The sequence below is a fragment of the Alitibacter langaaensis DSM 22999 genome (assembly GCF_003096995.1).
Lineage (GTDB): Bacteria > Pseudomonadota > Gammaproteobacteria > Enterobacterales > Pasteurellaceae > Exercitatus > Exercitatus langaaensis.
The window spans coordinates 38,511-57,585 of the sequence record NZ_QENU01000006.1 but is presented as its reverse complement, the minus strand read 5'-3'; the positions used below and the strand labels follow the sequence as shown (position 1 = coordinate 57,585).

The window sequence follows — 19,075 nt, the reverse complement described above, 5'->3', positions numbered from 1 at the left end:
AAAGTTTTGAAATTGACCGCACTTTTTTATGTCAAATCGACAGCTCTGCGCTAATCGGGCGTTTTATCAGGGCGAGCTTTTCTGTATAATCAGCGAAATATTGAACAAAATAGAGAAGAAAAGATGATACGTTTTGCAAATGTCAGTAAAGCTTATTTGGGAGGAAAACCTGCATTGCAGGGCTTATCATTCCATTTACCCATAGGCAGTATGACTTATTTAACAGGGCATTCTGGCGCAGGGAAAAGCACGTTACTGAAATTGATTATGGGTATGGAGCGTGCAAACGGTGGGCAGATTTGGTTTAATGGCCATGACATTACGCGCCTTTCTCATTATGAATTGCCTTTTTTGCGCCGCCAAATTGGCATGGTGCATCAAGATTATCGTTTGTTGCCAGACCGTCCAATTGTGGATAACGTGGCGTTGCCGTTGATTATTAACGGTATGAATCCCAAAATTGCCGCAGAACGTGCGCTTTCCGCTCTTGATCGTGTTGGATTATATGATCGCGCGAAATACTCGCCTATTCATCTTTCTGGTGGTGAACAACAACGTGTTGATATTGCGCGTGCGGTTGTGCATAAACCCCAATTATTACTCGCCGATGAGCCAACAGGAAATCTCGATAACGCACTTTCTTTAGATATTTTCAATTTATTTGAAGATTTTAACCGTATGGGAATGACGGTGTTAATCGCCACTCACGATGTGAATTTAATTAATCAAAAACCAAAGCCTTGCCTTGTTTTAGAACAAGGTCATTTACGTTAATGGCAGCAAGAACGGAGAAATTTGCATGAATTCAACACAAAACGCTTCATTTTTGGTGCGAATGCAATATGTATTGCGCAACGTGTGGGCTGATCTGATTAAGAAAAAATATGCGACATTATTAACCATTTTGGTGATTGCCGTGTCTTTAACTATTCCAACAGTGAGTTTTTTATTGTGGAAAAACATCCACCAAGCGACTACGCAGTTTTATCCTGAAAGTGAATTGACCGTGTATTTGCATAAAAATCTTAGCGAAGACGATACCAATATGGTGGTGGAAAAAATTCGTAGTCAAGAAGGCATTGAGAGCCTAAATTATGTTTCACGCCAAGAAAGTTTAAAACAATTTCAAAATTGGTCGGGATTTGGCGAAGAATTAGATATTTTAGATGATAATCCATTACCGGCGGTGGTGATGATTAAGCCGACAAAAGAATTTCAACCTTCAGAAAAACGCCAAGAATTACGCGATAATTTAATGAAAATTAAAGGCGTAGAAGAAGTGCGAATGGACAATAATTGGCTGGAAAAATTTACGGCGTTGTCTTGGTTAGTGGCGCATGTAGCTATTTTCTGCGCGGTGTTGATGACATTAGCTGTGTTCTTGGTGATCGGAAACAGCATTCGCTCTGATGTATATAGCAGCCAAGCGCAAATTCAAGTGATGAAATTGCTAGGCGCAACAGACCAATTTATTTTACGCCCATTCTTATGGACAGGCATTATTTACGGGCTTTTAGGCGCGTTTTTTGCTTGTTTCTTTAGTGCCTTGTTAATTGGTTATTTCACCAGCGCGGTGAAATATGTTACCGATATTTTCTCTGTGAATTTTGAGCTTGGGGGATTAGGTTTTGGTGAAGTGTTATTTTTATTCATCATCTGTTCGATTGTTGGCTATGCTTCAGCTTGGATTGCTGCTACACGGCATATTCGCTTAATTGAAAAATAACCAATCTTAGCAAAATACAAAATTTAATGATGAAAATTTGAAATATTTCAGATTTTCATCATTTTTTTTGGATTTTTGAAAAATTAGGCTTGATTTTATTGGCTCATTCTGTAATTAATTAGAGCCATCTCTATTTAAAAATACACAACATAAGGAAATTACTATGAAAAATGTCGGTTTTATCGGTTGGCGTGGAATGGTTGGTTCAGTTTTAATGGATCGTATGGTTCAAGAAAACGATTTTGCAAACCTTAATCCTATCTTTTTTACCACTTCTCAGGCAGGTCAAAAAGCCCCCGTTTTTGCGGGTAAAGATGCTGGCGAATTAAAAAATGCCTTTGATATCGAAGAACTCAAAAAATTAGATATTATCGTTACTTGCCAAGGTGGCGATTACACCACCGAAGTTTATCCAAAATTGAAAGCCGCAGGTTGGAATGGTTATTGGGTTGATGCCGCTTCCACTTTGCGTATGGAAAAAGATGCGATTATCGTGTTAGATCCTGTAAACCAACACGTGATTTCTGAAGGATTAAAAAACGGCATTAAAACTTTCGTCGGTGGCAACTGCACAGTGAGCTTAATGCTTATGGCGATTGGCGGCTTATTTGAAAAAGATTTAGTGGAATGGATTTCCGTTGCCACTTATCAAGCAGCGTCAGGCGCTGGCGCAAAAAATATGCGTGAATTGTTAAGCCAAATGGGACAATTAGAAAACGCAGTAAGCGCAGAATTGGCGGATCCTGCATCATCAATTTTAGAGATTGAACGCAAAGTAACCGCGAAAATGCGTGCAGATGATTTCCCAACAAATAACTTTGGTGCTGCATTAGGCGGAAGTCTCATCCCTTGGATCGACAAATTATTACCAAGCGGCCAAACCAAAGAAGAATGGAAAGGTTATGCTGAAACCAACAAAATTCTAGGTTTATCTGATAACCCAATCCCTGTGGATGGTTTATGCGTGCGCATCGGGGCATTGCGTTGCCACAGCCAAGCATTCACCATTAAATTGAAAAAAGACATTCCATTAGAAGAAATTGAGCAAATTTTAGCCGCGCATAATGAATGGGTGAAAGTGATTCCAAACGATAAAGAAACCACATTGCGCGAACTCACACCAGCGAAAGTCACAGGTACATTAAGTGTGCCAGTGGGTCGTTTACGCAAATTGGCAATGGGCCCAGAATACTTAGCTGCCTTTACCGTAGGCGACCAATTATTATGGGGCGCCGCAGAGCCAGTGCGCCGTATCTTAAAACAATTAGTGGCTTAATCTAGGCGAAAAAAGTGCGGTTAAATTGACCGCACTTTTGCTTTATTTTCCCATTTTTGCGAAACAAACCTTGTCAGCAAAAAAATTCTATTGTGATTAGCGGCATAAATGCTAAATCGTCCCAATCCTAAATAATAAAACTCAACAATATGATACATCGCGAAGCCCATTTTCATCGATTTGCTCTTAGCCAATTACAGCCCTTTGCTGAACATTTTCCTATTCAATATATCAAGGGGCAACGAAACTGCCAGCTAGCTTATCGCCACTTTGTGCGTGATGAAGAAACCCCGCGCAAATTGGTTATTTTAGTGAATGGGCGGGCGGAGAATATTCTGAAATGGACGGAGATCGCCTATGATTTCTTTTTATCAGGTTATGATGTGTTGATTTTTGATCACCGTGGACAAGGCTATTCTCAGCGTTTATTAAAAGATAGCGAGAAAGGATATGTGGACGAATTCCGCTTTTATGCGGAGGATATGGCAAAAATTATCGAAAAAGTGACCGCACTTTATGACTATCAGCAACAACATATTGTCGCCCATTCTCTGGGTGCGCTCATTTCGAGTTTCTATCTTGCGAACTATGATCATCATATCAAAAGTGCGGTTTTTTCTGCGCCATTTTGGGGAATGCCTTTGAAACACCCTGTGCGTGATCAGCTGGTGGTGGCATTGATGAATCTCTTGGGCAAGGGTTCGGATTATGTGTTTGGTAAAACGGCGTATCAGCCTGCGAATTTGGATAATAATGAATTGAGCGGCTGCCGCACGCGAATGAAATGGATGAACCGCGTTAATCGCAAATTTCCCGCCATTCATTTAGGCGGCCCAACGTTCCGCTGGGTGCATTTGTGCATGAATGCCATTAAGCAATTACCGAAAATTTTGCCACGCATTGAAATTCCCGTGCTCGTTTTGCAATCAGAACGTGAGCGCATTGTGTCCAATAAAAATCTCACAAAATTGACTGCACTTTTGCCCAATGGCAATATTGAAAATATTGCTCAAGCTAAACATGAAATTTTGTTTGAACGCGATCCCATTCGTGAACAAGCGATGCAACGAATTTTAGCTTTTTTTCGCCAAGCTGATTAATCCTAGACTGCTAAGCTATTAAATATTGAGCTTTGTATCGTATGAAGTTCAAGTTGTTTAAAGTGGGATTACTTTGCCGTTCGTTACAATAATATACTCGTGCAGTGTCACTTCCAGTTATGCCACGCCGCCAGTTGATAAAGATAACCCTCTCTCCCTTTACTTTCGCAAAACAGAATTATTATCAAGTGATCAATATCATCTAATACTTTGATTTTCCTAGAATAATAAAAGGTAGCATGAGATAGGTTCGCCACGTTCAGTAATAGAGAAAGCAGAAATTGACTATAGTTTGAATTCTGTTGAATAATGTTTTCCCATAAAAAATCTGCTCCTTAATAGGTTGGTTATGGTGTCCAACTTTTGGGAGCAGATTAATTTGACCGCACTTTTTTGCTCAATAATCCTACATTCTCAGACTTTCTTTTCAATGATGACAGGCTATATCTCTAGTGTTATTCGTTTTTTGCTTCTTCCAGTTTGGTTTCTTCACGCACACGTTGGCGGAAACGTGCTGCGGCGAAGTGATAGAACGGTTTTGGCATAATTTGTCGTGAAACGAAAGAGGCAATCAGCGCACCGATCAACGACCAAATCAGCACAGGTTGGCTGCCGGTCATTTCCATGACCACCACGCTAGCGGTTAGTGGCGATTGGGTTGCGCCTGCCAAAAAGCCCGCCATGCAGAGTAAAACTAGCAAACGTTGATCCACAATGCCGCCGGTAAAGCTTGCAATTTGTGCGCCAATGCCTGCGCCAACGGTGAGCGATGGGGTGAAAATCCCCCCAGCGATGCCTGTCCAATAGGTGCCGACCGTGGCAAATAATTTCGCAATTCCTACTGTTTCTGGCGAGATTCGTTCGCCATTTAACGCATTGTCAACAACGTGATAACCCGTGCCATAAGTTTGCCCACTGGTATAAGCACCGAGTGCTGCAAGAATTAAGCCTAAAATAGCGGCGACCATAATTGGATGGCGGCGAACCCAGCCACGAATTGCTTGTGGGCAAACACCCGCAGCACCTTTGGCAAGCAGTTTGGCAAAAATTCCACCGAAAATGCCACTTACCACGCCGCAAATAAGTACCCATATCAACATATTTTCCGCTTGAGAAGCGCCGTGATATTGCGAGAAATAAGGGTTATTACCTTGAATGGCAACCAAAATAAAACCTGCGGCAAGCACACCGAGCAATACGCGGCGTTCCCAGCGCAACAACACGCCACGCCCAATTTCTTCAATGGCAAAAATCACCCCTGCTAACGGTGCATTAAAGGCGGCAGCCAAACCGCCACCTGCGCCTGTTGCCATTAATTCATTGGCACTTAGCCCTGTAAAGGCAATGCCATAACGGCGGCATAAATCCCCCCAAGCTAACATCACAGCCGATCCCACCTGCACGGAAGGGCCTTCACGCCCCACCGATGCGCCAATACACATAGCGAAAAAGGTTAATGGAATTTTCCATAAGGTTTGTACAAACTGAAGTAAACGATTTTTCTGCGCGCCGTAAGGCAGGCTTAAAGAGGCAATCACCTGCGGAATACCACTGCCCGATACATAAGGGGTATATTTTGACGTAAACCACGCAAGCAAGGCTAAACCGAGCGGCAAGACAATCCAAGGTGCGATCGGATATTTTGTTGACCAGTAGGTGTTCCATTCCAGCCCGATATCCGCCAGTTTGGCAAAGCCAAGGGAAAACAATGCCACCAGCGATGCGCCTATGAGCAAACAGGTAAATTCAATAGATTTGCGGGAAATGCGATTACTTTGGCGTAGTTTTTTATGAATAAAAAAGCGCATTTTTGCGCGAAAGCTGGTTTGTGTGTGATCGTGCTGCATAATGTTAAACGTGTAAATTAAGAGAAATCATCGTTAAAAGTGCGGTCAAAATTTGCAAAATTTTCTATTTTGATTGTTTTGCTTTTTGCCGCATTGCCGTTAGAAAAATGATAACGCTAGCCCAAACAAAAGTATAGCCAATAAGACGCCCCATAGAAAGTTGTTCGCCCAACACTAGCCAACCGCATAAAAATTGCAAGCTAGGGGAAATATATTGCAACATCCCTAACAATGACATCGAAATTTGGCGCGCGCCAATGGCAAACCAAAGCAAGGGAATGGTTGTGGCGATGCCCGAGCCCAATAATACCGCAAGTTGTAAGCCCGTTAAGTCGCCAAACACAAGATTGCCTTGAGCCGCGCAGAAAATTAAATAGGCAAGGGCAAAAGGAAATAATAATAAGGTTTCAAGGGTTAGCCCTGCCAACGGTTCCATGGGCGCAAGTTTGCGGATTAAGGCGTACAAACTAAAACTGCCCGCAAGGGATAATGCCACCCAAGGAATTTGCCCGGCGGGAATGGCAAGCCATAAAATGCCTGCAATCGTCAAGCAAAGTGCGGTTAATTGGGCTTTATTAAGCCGTTCTTTAAAAACTAACCAGCCAAGAAAAACGTTGAATAATGGGTTAATAAAATAGCCAAGGCTGGCGTCTAATACATGATGATTTGTGATCGCCCACAAATAAATAAGCCAGTTTAGTGCGATGAGAAAAGCGGTGAGCGAGAAAATGCCGATAATTCGTGGTTTTCTAAAGGCATTAAGAACCGTGCGCCCCTGTCTAAAAATAACCAATAACAACAAGGCAAACACCGCAGACCAGACAATACGTTGCGCCAAAATTTGTTCCGCTGGCATGGCTGATTGATTGAGCGGATACCAATAAATGGGAAAGGTTCCCCAAGTGAAGTAACATAAAAAGGCGTAATGCCAGCCTTTAAGTTTTGCGTTAGACGCCATAGCGTTCCTTATTTGAAAATAAGCCCTGCAAGATAAATCCCGATAAAGGTGAAAACCAAACAGCCGATAAGATGCAGCCCCATCACAGCGAGCCCTTCGGGGATTTTACCGTGAATTAAATTCTCCACCACTTCCGCGGAAAAAGAAGAGAATGTGGTTAAACTGCCGAGAAAACCCGTGATTAGGAATAATTTTGCTGACGAACTGAAAGACGGAAATTGCCAAAAAAGTGCGGTCAAAATGCCAATTAAAAAACAGCCGAGATAATTGGCGATCAAGGTGCCAAAGGCTAACGTGCTGAACCAAGCGTTAAACCACAACCCTAAGCCCCAACGTGCCGTTGCCCCAAGGGCGGCGCCGCTGCTAATCAGTAAAATAGATTGCCACATTAGTAAATTCCAAACACCGCACGCACATAGCTGGCAACCGCTTCATGCTGATGATTGCCGATGCGTTCAAGCTGCGGCATTAATTTAAGCAAACGTGGATCTGCGTTGCCCATGACCAACCCTTTGCCCACTTCAGCCAACATTTCCACATCATTTAAGCCGTCACCAAAGGCAATGCAATCCGTTAATTCATAATTTTTATGGGCAACCAACTGAGCAAGTGCGGTCGCTTTTGACACATTTTTGTTCATCACTTCTAAACATTGCGGCGTGGAATAAATCACATTGATGTGCGCGCCATATTTTTCTTTTAGGCGTTTTTCTAATGGCAATAAATCGTTTAAAGAGCGACCGATGAAAAATATTTTTTGCGTGTTGCCCCCATGATGTTGAGCAAAATCAACCACTTGGTAGCTAAACCCCGATTCTTTATGATATTTCGCCAAACTAGGCACATCGATATTAATAAACCAATCATTGCCTTGATAGGAGTTTAAGCAAATATTTTGGCGATCAAATGGCTCTTGCATAATTTCAAATGCGACATCTTCTGGCAGATAATTGCTGTAAATTAAATTCCCTTTTAAATCATGCACTTCTGCGCCGTTAGAAGTCACCATCGCTGCATTTTCAATATCCATATTATTTAACTGCGCTGCCACATCCACATAGCCACGCCCCGTTGCCAATATAATATCCACGCCTTTCCGAGCTAATTTTTCCAAGGTATCTCGGGTAAAATCGCCGATAATATGGTTGCCATTTAATAAAGTGCCGTCCATATCTGACACAAAGGCGCTAAAGGGTAAATTTGCCATTTTTGTTTCCTATCATCAAAATTGTTTGAATTATAGCAAAATTTGTTGAAATTTGACCGTACTTAGTTTAATAAATGATAGGAATAATAAAAAAGATCGATATAATAAATTTCATCTTTTCGACTATGCAAACGATTTACAGGAACCAATCATGAATGGAGCAAGATTAGTTACAGAATGTTTAAAAGCGCACGGAGTAAAAACCGTTTTTGGTTATCCCGGCGGCGCAATTATGCCAGTTTATGATGCCCTTTATGACAGCGGCTTGGAGCATTTTCTCTGTCGCAACGAACAGGGTGCAGCAATGGAAGCCGTTGGTTATGCTCGTGCGGCGGGCAATGGCACTGTGGGTGTGTGCATTGCCACGTCAGGCCCTGGCGCGACCAATTTAATCACGGGGTTAGGCGATGCGTTGATGGACAGCGTGCCTGTGGTGGCGATTACAGGGCAAGTGGGCAGCCCATTAATCGGCACAGACGCATTCCAAGAAGCAGATGTGTTAGGGCTATCGCTAGCTTGCACCAAGCATAGCTTTATCGTGCAAAATGTCGATGAATTGCCAGAAATTTTTGCGCAAGCGTTCCAAATTGCCGTCAGCGGCAGACCAGGCCCTGTATTGATTGACATTCCTAAAGATGTGCAATTTGCAGAAACCAAGCTTTCGCCGATTGTAAAAACGGTGGAAAAACCGACCGCACTTAACGCCCAATCTATTGAAAGTGCGGTGAAATTATTGCAAGAATCTAAACGCCCTGTGGTCTATGTGGGCGGCGGTGTGGGCATTGCCAATGCTGTTCCAGCCTTGCGCAAATTCCTTGCCACGGCGCAAATTCCAAGCGTTGCCACCCTAAAAGGTTTAGGCTCTATCTTGGCGGAAACCCCGTATTATATGGGAATGATCGGCATGCACGGCACCAAAGCCGCCAATTACGCCACTCAAGATGCCGATTTATTGATTACGCTCGGCGCACGTTTCGATGACCGAGTCACCGGCGATTTAGCCAGCTTTGCCGCAGGCGCAAAAGTGATCCACGCCGACATTGATGCTGCCGAAATTGGCAAATTGCGCAAAGCGGATGTGGCATTAAGGGGCGATTTAAGCCAAGTGTTAGCCGCGCTAACAATGACGCTAGACATTCAACCTTGGCGTGAAAAAGTGCAAGGTTTAATCAATGATTTCGCATTCACCTATGCGGAAAACAGCGGCGATGGCGATATTCACCCTGCTTGGTTGTTGCGCACGCTATCCAATAAAAAAGCGGATAGCACCGTGGTGGTGACCGATGTGGGGCAGCATCAAATGTGGGCAGCTCAGCATATGCAACATAACGCGCCCGAAAACTTTATCAGCTCCGCGGCTTTTGGCTCGATGGGCTTTGGCTTGCCTGCCGCGATTGGCGCGAAAAAAGTGCGCCCGCAGGATCAAGTGATTTTAGTCACCGGCGACGGCTCTATTATGATGAATATCCAAGAATTGGGCGCGGTAAAATCTGGCAAGGTAGCCGTGAAAATTCTGCTGCTCGACAATCAACGCCTTGGTATGGTGCGTCAATGGCAATCGCTATTTTTCCATGGTCGCCATAGTTCAACCATTTTAGATGACAATCCAGATTTCGTGACTTTGGCTTCCGCATTCGGCATTTCAGGCGAACGTATCGAAAAAGCCAGCGAAGTGAACGCTGCGTTGGACCGTTTATTAGCCGCAGAAGGCGCGTATTTCTTACATGTCTGCATTCCTGCCGATGAAAATGTGTGGCCATTGGTTCCAGCTGGGGCGCCAAATACAAATATGTTAGAAAGCCTATAAAGTGCGGTCAAATTGGGAGAAATTTTATGAATTATACTGAATTTACTGTTGTCGCCAATCACCGCCCAGAAGTGCTAGAACGGATTTTGCGCGTGGTGCGTCATCGCGGTTATACTGTCACCGAAATGAAAATGGCATTAGAAAATAATAAAGTTTGGATTGATTTCACCATAGCAAGCACGCGGGATACGTGCTTATTAGTTAATCAACTGAAAAAACTTTATGATGTGGTGGATGTCACTTGCGAAAGTGACGAGTAAATAATTTTATACAATAAGGCAAAAACTGATATAATTTTGCCGTTTTACAACTTGTTAATAAAAAGGAAAACTCATGGCAGATTTTAACCAAATCTTAACTCCAGGCGATGTTGATGCGGGTATCATCAACGTAGTGAATGAAATTTCAGAAGGCAGCTGCCACAAAATCGAATGGAACCGTAAATTAGGTGCATTCCAATTAGACCGTGTAGAGCCAAAAATCTTCGCAAAACCAACAAACTACGGTTTTATCCCACAAACATTAGACGAAGATGGCGATGAATTAGACGTGTTATTAATCACTCGCGAACCATTAGCAACAGGCGTATTCCTTGAAGCGAAAGTGATCGGCGTGATGAAATTCGTAGACGATGGCGAAGTTGATGACAAAATCGTGTGTGTGCCAGCCGATGACCGCGACACAGGCAACGCTTATCAAACATTAGCCGACTTGCCAGCGCAATTAATCAAACAAATCGAATTCCACTTTAACAATTACAAAGCGCTCAAAAAACCAGGTTCAACCGTGGTGCAACACTGGGGCGACATTGAAGAAGCGAAACAAGTGATTCGTGAATCAATCAAACGTTGGAACGAACAAAAATAAGCGTTCATTTTTAGCTTTCAAGGCAGTTCAGAAAATGAACTGCCTTTCTTTTTGGTTTATCGAAAGTTTATGGACAAATTTTCGCAAAATTTTGCATATTCTGACCGCACTTTTTTATTATTTACCCATCGATGTGCTAATATAAGCAATCTCAAACACAACTGATAATTTACTCGGAGAACTCTATGCCAGCATTACGTTCAGCGACATCAACACAAGGTCGCAATATGGCAGGCGCGCGTGCATTATGGCGCGCAACAGGAATGAAAGAAGGCGATTTTGGTAAACCAATTATTGCCGTGGTCAATTCATTTACTCAATTCGTGCCCGGGCACGTTCATTTAAAAGATATTGGGCAATTAGTCGCCACAGAAATTGAAAAAGCGGGTGGCGTGGCGAAAGAATTTAATACTATTGCGGTGGACGATGGTATCGCAATGGGGCACGGCGGTATGCTTTATTCGCTGCCGAGCCGCGATTTAATTGCTGACAGCGTGGAATATATGGTGAATGCCCACTGCGCCGATGCAATGGTGTGTATTTCAAACTGCGACAAAATCACCCCAGGAATGTTAATGGCGGCGATGCGCTTGAATATTCCAACTATTTTCGTATCTGGCGGCCCGATGGAAGCGGGCAAAACCAAGTTATCGGATCAGCTCATTCGTTTAGACTTAATTGACGCGATGATCCAAAGCGCAGACAGCAATGTGTCTGATGCCAATGTTGATGCTATCGAAAAAGCCGCTTGCCCAACTTGTGGTTCTTGTTCTGGAATGTTCACCGCAAACTCAATGAACTGTTTAACCGAAGCATTGGGGCTTTCTTTGCCAGGCAATGGCTCTATGCTTGCCACTCACGTTGATCGTAAAGAACTCTTCTTACAAGCAGGTCGCCAAATCGTTGAATTGTGCAAACGTTATTATCAACAAGATGACGCAAGCGTGTTGCCGCGTTCTATTGCCACCTTTGATGCCTTTGAAAACGCAATGAGTTTAGATATTGCAATGGGCGGCTCAAGTAATACGGTTTTACATTTATTAGCCACCGCACAAGAAGCGGGCGTTGATTTCAAAATGGCGGATATTGACCGTTTGTCCCGTGTGGTGCCTTGTTTGAGCAAAATTGCGCCGAACACTAATAAATATCATATGGAAGACGTACACCGCGCAGGTGGGATTATGGGGATTTTGGGCGAATTAGATCGCGCAGGTTTAATCCATCGCAATACCCAAACGATTCTGGGCTTAAGCCTAGAAGAGCAGCTCAATCAATACGATATTATGCGCAATGATGATGCGGAATTAGACAAATTCTTCCGTGCAGGGCCTGCGGGCATTCGCACCACACAAGCCTTTTCTCAAGATTGCCGTTGGGACAGTGTAGATAATGACCGCGCCAATGGTTGTATCCGTGACCGCGCTCACGCAGTAACAGAAGAAGGTGGATTAGCCGTATTATTCGGGAATATCGCTGAAGACGGCTGCATCGTGAAAACCGCTGGCGTGGATGAATCTATTTGGAAATTCACCGGCAAAGCCATCGTATTTGAAAGCCAAGAAGACGCGGTGTCAGGAATTTTAGGCGGCAAAGTGAAAGAAGGCCACGTTGTGGTGATTCGCTATGAAGGTCCGAAAGGCGGCCCGGGCATGCAAGAAATGTTGTACCCAACTAGCTACTTAAAATCGATGGGCTTAGGCAAAAAATGTGCCTTATTAACGGACGGTCGTTTCTCTGGTGGCACATCAGGTTTATCCATCGGCCATGCTTCGCCCGAAGCGGCATCAGGCGGTGCTATCGGCTTAATCGAAGACGGCGATACCATTGAAATCGACATTCCAAATCGTGCGATCAATTTAGCGATTTCAGCGGAAGAACTCGCGGCTCGCCGGGCTGCAATGGAAGCCCGTGGTGAAAAAGCGTGGCAGCCAGTTGCTCGTGAGCGTGAAGTGTCATTTGCCTTGAAAGTCTTCGGCCACTTTGCTACTTCCGCAGACAAAGGCGCAGTACGCGATAAAACGAAACTTTAATGGCACGAAGTGCGGTCAAAATTTTGCATTTTTTGACCGCACTTTTGTTGTAAGGAAAAAGGATGACCGATTATCTTTTAGCTCTCAATCCCGTTTGGCTTGCATTTATCGCTGGGCTATTCACTTGGGGTTGCACCATTTTAGGCGCGGCGTTTGTCTTTTTCTTCAAACAGGTGAACCGCAAGTTGCTCGACACCTTAATGGGCGCAGCAGCTGGCGTGATGATTGCGGCGTCATTTTGGTCGTTACTCAAACCTGCACTGGAATACGCTGAAAGCGATTATGGCAGCTTGGCGTGGTTGCCCGTTGTCATCGGCTTTTTGGCAGGGGGATATTTTTTACGCATCATCGACAAGCTCGTTCCCCATTTGCATTTAAACAAACCAATTGAAGAAGCAGAAGGCTCTGCGCGTTTAAATAAGAAATTATCGAAATCCACCTTGCTCTTTTTAGCGATTACTATTCATAATTTTCCCGAAGGGTTAGCCGTTGGCGTCACCTTTGGCGCGCTTGCATCGCAGGTGGGCAACATTGATTTATCCATTCTGGGCGCGGTTAGCCTTGCGCTCGGGATTGGTTTACAAAACATTCCCGAAGGAGCGGCACTTTCCTTGCCAATTCGCGCCGAGGGCAACAGCCGCTGGAAAGGCTTTTACTATGGTTCGATGTCCGCCATTGTGGAGCCTATCGGTGCGGTGATTGGCGCGGCATTTGTGATGTCGATGACCAGCATTTTGCCTTATGCATTAGCCTTTGCCGCAGGGGCGATGCTTTTTGTGGTGGTGGAAGAATTGATTCCAGAATCACAAAGCAGCGGCCATAGCGATAGCGCCACAATGGGATTAATGCTGGGCTTTGCACTGATGATGGTTTTAGACGTCGCCCTTAGCTAAGGCACAAAGTGCGGTCAAAAAACGCAAAATTTTTACTCGGTCTGTTTAGCAAAAAATAAACAGCATCTATCAATCAAATAACGAAAATAGAAGAAATAATATGACGAACACCATTCCAACTCAACCAACGGGCGCAGAATATTTGCGCGCCATTTTAAGCTCAAAAGTGTATGAATTAGCGGTTGTCACCCCGTTACAGCCGATGGAAAAATTATCGGATAAATTAGGCAATCAAATTTTTGTGAAACGGGAAGATCGCCAGCCAGTCCATAGTTTCAAATTGCGCGGTGCTTATGCCATGATCGCAGGTTTAAGCCAACAGCAAAAAGAAGCAGGAGTGATCACAGCCTCTGCGGGCAACCATGCGCAAGGCGTGGCGTTGTCTGCTAAAAATGCAGGGATTCGCGCTTTAATTGTAATGCCACAAAATACTCCAGCGATTAAAGTGGATGCTGTCCGTAGTTTCGGTGGCGAAGTGCTGTTACATGGCATTAATTTTGATGAAGCCAAGGCAAAAGCCATTGAATTGTCAGAAACCAAAAAAATGACCTTTATTCCGCCCTTTGACCACTCTGCGGTAATTGCTGGACAAGGCTCTATCGGCTTGGAATTGTTGCAACAAAATACCCATATTGATCGCATTTTCGTGCCTGTGGGCGGCGGCGGTTTGCTCGCAGGAATTGCGGTATTAATCAAACAATTGATCCCTGAAATTAAGGTGATTGGTGTGGAAAGCAAAGACAGCGCATGCTTATATGCCGCACTGAAAGCAGGAAAACCTGTGGATCTTGAACGTGTGGGCTTATTTGCCGATGGCGTTGCGGTAAAACGTATCGGTGATGAAACTTTCCGTGTTTGCAAAGAATACGTTGATGATGTCATCACAGTGGACGGCGATGAAATTTGCGCGGCAATGAAAGATATGTTTGAAAATGTCCGAGCTGTGTCAGAACCCTCTGGCGCACTGGCGTTGGCGGGGCTGAAAAAATATGTTAAAGAGCATAACATTAAAGGGGAAACCTTAGTCAATGTGCTGTCTGGCGCGAATTTGAACTTCCACACCTTGCGTTATGTGTCTGAACGCTGCGAAATTGGCGAACAAAACGAAGCATTATTTGCCGTCACCATTCCTGAGCAACGTGGTAGTTTCTTAAAATTCTGTCAGATTTTAGGGCAAAAAGCGGTGACCGAATTTAATTATCGTTATGCGGATCAACAAAAAGCCCGTATTTTCGTTGGGGTTCGCATTACTGGTGCTGATGAAAAAAGTGCAATTTTAAGCCAATTACAACAGGGCGGCTATGATGTGGAAGATTTGTCTGATGACGAAATCGCCAAAACCCATATTCGCTATATGATTGGTGGACGCCCATCGACACAGTTAAACGAACATCTTTATAGTTTTGAATTTCCAGAACACAAAGGGGCATTGTTAAAATTCCTTGAAACCCTTGGCACAACCCGTGCCAATATTTCATTGTTCCATTATCGTGGACATGGCGCAGATTACGGCGATGTGCTAGCAGGTTTCCAAATTGAAGACGAAGATCTACCTGCCTTTAATCAATACCTTGAAGAACTCGGCTATGGCTATGAAGACGCCACAAACAGCCCATCTTACAAATATTTCTTAGGCTAACGGAAAAGTGCGGTTAAATTGACCGCACTTTTTTATCAACCCAGTGAAAACCGATGTTTATTTGCTTTTATCGGGATAGATAAGTCAGCAAAGGTACAGCGTTTTTATTATTAAAATCATTCAAACTACGCCATAACGGTGGAATTTATGCAACAACAATATCAACATTATGTAAAACGTGCAGCCAGTTTTGCGGTGATAGTCTCAACATCATTGATTATCGTGAAAGGGATTGCGTGGTGGAAAACAGGCTCGCTAGCCATTCTCGCGGCAATGACCGACAGCCTAGTGGACTTATTAGCCTCTGGCACCAATATGCTAGTGTTACGTTTTGCTTTGCAGCCTGCGGATAGAAACCATTATTTTGGGCACGGCAAAGCAGAATCCCTTGCCGCCTTGGCGCAAAGTGCGTTTATCACGGGTTCTGCCGTATTCTTGTTATTGCAAGGTATCCAACGCTTGGCAAATCCTGTTGCTACTGAAAATAATGGCTTTGGTGTCATCGTTTGTGTGATTTCTATTTTGCTGACTTTCGCCCTGTTAATGTATCAACGCAAAGTGATTTCACTCACGCAAAGCCCCGCGATTCAAGCAGATAAATTGCATTACCAAACTGATTTGCTGATGAATTCGGCGATTTTAATCGCTATGCTGTTTAGTCTGTATGGTATTGTTTATGCCGATGCGATTTTTGCCATTATCATTGCGTTATATATTTTTGCTAGTGCTCTAAAAATGAGCTGGGAAGCCATACAAACTTTGTTGGATCGCGCGTTGCCAGAGGAAGAAATTCAACAAATTATCCAGTTGGCAGAAAAACATCCGCAGGTTATCGGCATTCACGATATTGGCACACGCCAAGTGGGGAATACCAAATTTATTCAGCTGCATTTAGAATTAGAGGATCACTTGCCTTTAATTGATGCCCATGAAATTGCTGATCAGGTTGAGCAAAATATTTTGGCTGATTTTGCTGATGCCAAAATTGTCATTCATCAAGAACCCCATTCTGTCGTACAAAAAGAATTAGGGCAAAATACACAAACCCTTTAAAACGCAAAGTGCGGTGAAATTCACCGCACTTTTTTGTTTAGATTAAGGTTTTCAGCTGATACAAATAAGCGAGCGCTTGTTTTGGCGTGAGTTCATCGGGATCGAGTTTTTCTAACATTTCTAACAGCGCGTTTTTGCTGTCATCTTCTTTCATTAACGCCAATTCACCTTGATTTTGGTGTAAATTGCGTAAATCTTGCAGCTTTTTATCCGCACTTTGCCCGCTGATTTTTTCTAAATGAGCGAGTTTTTGTTTAGCCAGTTTAATCACATTTTGCGGCACACCAGCCAGCGCGGCAACGGCTAAACCATAACTTTTGCTAGCGGCACCATCTTGTACGCTATGCATAAACGCGATGGAATTATTGTGTTCAAGCGCATCTAAATGCACGTTGGCAGCGCCTGTTAATTGCTCGGGCAAGGCGGTGAGTTCAAAATAATGGGTCGCAAACAGCGTGAGTGAACGCAATTTTTTGGCAAGCCACTCTGCGCACGCCCAAGCCAGCGATAAACCATCATAGGTGGAAGTGCCGCGCCCAATTTCATCGATCAACACTAAACTTTTTTCCGTTGCTTGGTGCAAAATATTCGCCATTTCGGTCATTTCCACCATAAAGGTCGAGCGCCCTGACGCGAGATCATCGCTAGCACCGATACGCGTGAAAATGCGATCAATTTGCCCGATCACCGCACGTTCTGCAGGCACAAAACTGCCGATATGCGCAAGCAATGTGATCAATGCCGTTTGGCGCATATAGGTGCTTTTTCCCCCCATATTAGGCCCTGTAATAATCAATAAATGCCGATTTTGATTGAGTTCAACAGGGTTGGCGATGAAAGGCTCTTTAATGACTTGTTCCACCACGGGGTGGCGACCATTTTCAATATGCAAGGTAATTTCGTTGCTGAATTCGGGTTGCACATAATTTAATGTTTCCGCACGTTCGGCGAGATTAGTCAGCACATCAAGTTCGGCAAGGGTCATACTTGATAATTGCAACGCGCCTAAGTGCGGTAAAATTTGTTCAAAAATTTCATCATAGAGTTGCTTTTCGAGCGCCAAGCTTGCGCCTTTAGCCTTTAACACTTTATCTTCATAAGTTTTTAGCTCGGGAATAATATAGCGTTCAGCATTTTTCAAGGTTTGGCGGCGAACATAATGCATTGGCGCTTTGTGCGCTTGCCCTTGGCTGATTTGAATGTAGTAACCGTGCACCGCATTGAAACCGACTTTTAAGGTATCAATCCCTGTGGTTTCGCGTTCTCGGCGTTCTAAATCTTCGAGATATTGAGTAGCCCCTTGCGCCAATGCGCGCCATTCATCTAATTCGGCATTGTAACCTTGCGCAATCACGCCGCCATCACGAATTAATAGTGGTGGCGTGTCAATAATGGCGCGTTGTAAAAGTTCAACAAGTTGGCTGAATTCCCCCAAAGGATCCGAAAGTGCGGTCAAAATTGGCGAAGTTTTCAGAATTTGATTAATGTCTGGCAATTGTTCTAAAGCGGTACGCAAGCGAGTCAAATCCCGTGGACGAGCGGTGCGCAATGCCACGCGAGCCAAAATCCGTTCCATATCCCCCACTTGTTGCAGATACGGTTGTAATTCTGCGATTAAATCCTGTTCTAACAAGGCTTTAATAATGTTTTGGCGCTGTTGCAATTTATGCACATTGCGAATCGGCTGATGAATCCAACGCTTCAGCAAGCGGCTTCCCATTGGGGTAACACATTTATCGATCACTGCAGCTAAGGTATTTTCTGTGCCACCAGCCAGATTTTGAGTGAGCTCTAAATTGCGCCGTGTTGCCGCATCTAATTGAATATTCTCATTATTTTGGATAAGACTGATGCTTTGAATATGGGGCAAAGCGGTGCGCTGTGTTTCTTTGGCGTATTGCAATAAACAGCCCGCCGCGCAAAGCCCGAGAATCGCTTTTTCCACACCAAAGGCTTTTAAATCTTTTGTACCAAATTGGCGATTCAAGAGTTGCACCGCGGTACCCAGTTCAAATTCCCAAATTGGGCGGCGGCGCAAGCCTTTTGCTTGCTCAATTAATGCCATTTCGGCAAAATCTTCACAATACAATAATTCTGCAGGCGATAAACGTTGTAATTCTGCGCGCAAGGTTTCCGTATCCGAAGGCTCTGAAATCTGAAAACGCCCCGAACTCATATCCAAGGTGGCTAAACCAAATTTATTCTTTTCCTGATACACGGCGGCAAGCAAATTGTCTAGGCGTTCTGGCAATAAGGCTTCATCACTCACCGTTCCTGGGGTGACAATGCGCACAATTTTGCGCTCCACAGGCTGACCTTTCGCCAAGGCAGGATCACCGATTTGTTCGCAAATCGCGACCGATTCCCCAAGTTGCACCAATTTCGCCAAATACCCTTCAACAGCATGATAAGGCACCCCCGCCATCGGTATAGGTTCGCCCGCTGAAGCCCCACGTTTTGTCAATGAAATATCTAACAACGCCGCGGCTTTCTTGGCATCATCATAGAATAATTCATAAAAATCGCCCATACGATAAAACAATAAAATATCGGGATTTTCCGCTTTCAACGTCAAATATTGGCGCATCATTGGCGTGTGGTTTTCAAAATTCTGGATTGCTTGCATCAGATTTCTCTTGCTTTAGAATGGGAAAATTAGAGAGATTATAACA

At 44.0% G+C, this 19,075-nt stretch carries 16 protein-coding genes; 11 read left to right on the top strand and 5 right to left on the bottom strand.

All coding sequences use genetic code 11. From position 1 onward, the window contains the following. Nucleotides 1-123 precede the first annotated feature (123 nt). The 4 genes from ftsE to C8D76_RS05560 all read left to right on the top strand — a co-directional run bounded on the left by ftsE (nt 124) and on the right by C8D76_RS05560 (nt 4,102). Nucleotides 124-774: a cell division ATP-binding protein FtsE gene (gene ftsE, locus C8D76_RS05575; protein WP_116631803.1), complete on the top strand. Its 651-nt coding sequence runs from the start codon at nt 124-126 to the stop codon at nt 772-774. Nucleotides 775-799: 25 nt separating this feature from the next. After that, a complete protein-coding gene (gene ftsX / locus C8D76_RS05570) occupies nt 800-1,726 on the top strand; it encodes a permease-like cell division protein FtsX (protein WP_116631802.1) in 927 nt (308 codons plus the stop codon). A 163-nt stretch (nt 1,727-1,889) separates the two neighbouring features. Further along, nucleotides 1,890-3,002 (top strand): aspartate-semialdehyde dehydrogenase, encoded by a 1,113-nt coding sequence (gene asd / locus C8D76_RS05565; protein WP_116631801.1) that lies wholly within the window; start codon nt 1,890-1,892, stop codon nt 3,000-3,002. Nucleotides 3,003-3,154: 152 nt separating this feature from the next. Then, nucleotides 3,155-4,102: an alpha/beta fold hydrolase gene (locus C8D76_RS05560; protein ID WP_116631854.1), complete on the top strand. Its 948-nt coding sequence runs from the start codon at nt 3,155-3,157 to the stop codon at nt 4,100-4,102. Nucleotides 4,103-4,557: 455 nt separating this feature from the next. On the opposite strand, the gene C8D76_RS05555 is transcribed toward C8D76_RS05560, so the two are convergent. The 4 genes from C8D76_RS05555 to C8D76_RS05540 form a co-directional block, all read right to left on the bottom strand. Then, entirely contained in the window at nt 4,558-5,910 is a 1,353-nt protein-coding gene (locus C8D76_RS05555) for a chloride channel protein (protein ID WP_423802747.1), read from the bottom strand. A gap of 103 nt (nt 5,911-6,013) precedes the next feature. Then, nucleotides 6,014-6,907: an EamA family transporter RarD gene (gene rarD, locus C8D76_RS05550; protein WP_116631799.1), complete on the bottom strand. Its 894-nt coding sequence runs from the start codon at nt 6,905-6,907 to the stop codon at nt 6,014-6,016. Nucleotides 6,908-6,915: 8 nt separating this feature from the next. Further along, a complete protein-coding gene (locus C8D76_RS05545) occupies nt 6,916-7,296 on the bottom strand; it encodes a fluoride efflux transporter CrcB (protein ID WP_116631798.1) in 381 nt (126 codons plus the stop codon). Next, complete coding sequence (locus tag C8D76_RS05540; protein ID WP_116631797.1) at nt 7,296-8,114, bottom strand: Cof-type HAD-IIB family hydrolase; 819 nt, start codon at nt 8,112-8,114, stop codon at nt 7,296-7,298. Before C8D76_RS05540 ends, C8D76_RS05545 begins: the two co-directional genes overlap by 1 nt. A 151-nt stretch (nt 8,115-8,265) precedes the next feature. Here C8D76_RS05540 and ilvG point away from each other — a divergent pair, with 151 nt between their 5' ends. The 7 genes from ilvG (at nt 8,266) to C8D76_RS05505 (ending at nt 16,403) form a co-directional block, all read left to right on the top strand. After that, complete coding sequence (ilvG, locus tag C8D76_RS05535; protein ID WP_116631796.1) at nt 8,266-9,921, top strand: acetolactate synthase 2 catalytic subunit; 1,656 nt, start codon at nt 8,266-8,268, stop codon at nt 9,919-9,921. A gap of 26 nt (nt 9,922-9,947) precedes the next feature. Beyond that, nucleotides 9,948-10,181, top strand: coding sequence for an acetolactate synthase 2 small subunit (gene ilvM / locus C8D76_RS05530; RefSeq protein ID WP_116631795.1), 234 nt, complete (start codon nt 9,948-9,950; stop codon nt 10,179-10,181). Between the two features lie 73 nt (nt 10,182-10,254). Further along, nucleotides 10,255-10,788 carry an inorganic diphosphatase gene (locus C8D76_RS05525; protein ID WP_116631794.1) on the top strand — a complete coding sequence of 178 codons (534 nt, stop codon included), beginning with the start codon at nt 10,255-10,257 and terminating at the stop codon, nt 10,786-10,788. Nucleotides 10,789-10,973: 185 nt separating this feature from the next. Next, a complete protein-coding gene (gene ilvD, locus C8D76_RS05520) occupies nt 10,974-12,818 on the top strand; it encodes a dihydroxy-acid dehydratase (RefSeq protein ID WP_116631793.1) in 1,845 nt (614 codons plus the stop codon). A gap of 62 nt (nt 12,819-12,880) precedes the next feature. Next, nucleotides 12,881-13,711, top strand: a complete 831-nt coding sequence (locus tag C8D76_RS05515; protein WP_116631792.1) for a ZIP family metal transporter — start codon at nt 12,881-12,883, stop codon at nt 13,709-13,711. Nucleotides 13,712-13,811: 100 nt separating this feature from the next. Continuing rightward, a complete protein-coding gene (ilvA, locus tag C8D76_RS05510; protein ID WP_116631791.1) occupies nt 13,812-15,350 on the top strand; it encodes a threonine ammonia-lyase, biosynthetic in 1,539 nt (512 codons plus the stop codon). Nucleotides 15,351-15,497: 147 nt separating this feature from the next. Continuing rightward, on the top strand, nt 15,498-16,403 hold the full coding sequence (locus C8D76_RS05505; protein WP_116631790.1) for a cation diffusion facilitator family transporter: 906 nt from the start codon (nt 15,498-15,500) through the stop codon (nt 16,401-16,403). A 37-nt stretch (nt 16,404-16,440) separates the two neighbouring features. On the opposite strand, the gene mutS is transcribed toward C8D76_RS05505, so the two are convergent. Then, entirely contained in the window at nt 16,441-19,029 is a 2,589-nt protein-coding gene (gene mutS / locus C8D76_RS05500; RefSeq protein WP_116631789.1) for a DNA mismatch repair protein MutS, read from the bottom strand. Between the last annotated feature and the right edge of the window lie 46 nt (nt 19,030-19,075).

Coding starts and splice junctions, on each gene's coding strand:
- ftsE (WP_116631803.1), top strand. CDS start 124: ATGATACGTTTTGCAAATGTCAGTAAAGCTTATTTGGGAGGAAAACCT.
- ftsX (WP_116631802.1), top strand. CDS start 800: ATGAATTCAACACAAAACGCTTCATTTTTGGTGCGAATGCAATATGTA.
- asd (WP_116631801.1), top strand. CDS start 1,890: ATGAAAAATGTCGGTTTTATCGGTTGGCGTGGAATGGTTGGTTCAGTT.
- C8D76_RS05555 (WP_423802747.1), bottom strand. CDS start 5,910: ATGCGCTTTTTTATTCATAAAAAACTACGCCAAAGTAATCGCATTTCC.
- rarD (WP_116631799.1), bottom strand. CDS start 6,907: ATGGCGTCTAACGCAAAACTTAAAGGCTGGCATTACGCCTTTTTATGT.
- C8D76_RS05545 (WP_116631798.1), bottom strand. CDS start 7,296: ATGTGGCAATCTATTTTACTGATTAGCAGCGGCGCCGCCCTTGGGGCA.
- C8D76_RS05540 (WP_116631797.1), bottom strand. CDS start 8,114: ATGGCAAATTTACCCTTTAGCGCCTTTGTGTCAGATATGGACGGCACT.
- ilvG (WP_116631796.1), top strand. CDS start 8,266: ATGAATGGAGCAAGATTAGTTACAGAATGTTTAAAAGCGCACGGAGTA.
- ilvM (WP_116631795.1), top strand. CDS start 9,948: ATGAATTATACTGAATTTACTGTTGTCGCCAATCACCGCCCAGAAGTG.
- C8D76_RS05525 (WP_116631794.1), top strand. CDS start 10,255: ATGGCAGATTTTAACCAAATCTTAACTCCAGGCGATGTTGATGCGGGT.
- ilvD (WP_116631793.1), top strand. CDS start 10,974: ATGCCAGCATTACGTTCAGCGACATCAACACAAGGTCGCAATATGGCA.
- C8D76_RS05515 (WP_116631792.1), top strand. CDS start 12,881: ATGACCGATTATCTTTTAGCTCTCAATCCCGTTTGGCTTGCATTTATC.
- ilvA (WP_116631791.1), top strand. CDS start 13,812: ATGACGAACACCATTCCAACTCAACCAACGGGCGCAGAATATTTGCGC.
- C8D76_RS05505 (WP_116631790.1), top strand. CDS start 15,498: ATGCAACAACAATATCAACATTATGTAAAACGTGCAGCCAGTTTTGCG.
- mutS (WP_116631789.1), bottom strand. CDS start 19,029: ATGCAAGCAATCCAGAATTTTGAAAACCACACGCCAATGATGCGCCAA.